Below are 406 nucleotides of genomic sequence, written 5' to 3' on the forward strand. Positions count from 1 at the left end.
CGCCATGACTGGCCGTGAATGCAGTGCCGCCAGCCGGTCCCGCTCCCGGTCTATCATCCGTTCCATGGAGCGCCGCAGCTGTTCCCGCGCCTGGCGCACGCCGGCGAGCTCCTCGGACACCTCAGGAACGATCCGCTTGGCGGCATCCGTGGGCGTTGAGGCGCGGAGATCGGCAACGTAGTCCAGCAGCGGGCGGTCGGCCTCGTGGCCAATAGCGCTCACCACCGGTGTTTCGGCCGCTGCCACCGCGCGGATGAGGTCCTCGCTGTTGAAGGGCAGGAGGTCTTCGAGTGCCCCGCCTCCGCGCGCGATGACGATGACGTCGACCTCTGGCCGGGCATCCAGTTCCCGCAGGGCGCGGACCACCTGGGCCACTGCCGTGTTGCCCTGGACGGCAACCTCACGG

At 69.7% G+C, this 406-nt stretch carries 1 protein-coding gene; it reads right to left on the bottom strand.

The genetic code is table 11. The annotated features are described in order from the left end of the window. Positions 1–406, bottom strand: a 406-nt coding sequence (locus AC1DKD_RS42315; protein ID WP_477144877.1) for an exodeoxyribonuclease VII large subunit, incomplete at both ends; no start/stop codon positions are given.

The organism is Cupriavidus sp. 05T313, assembly GCF_056396665.1.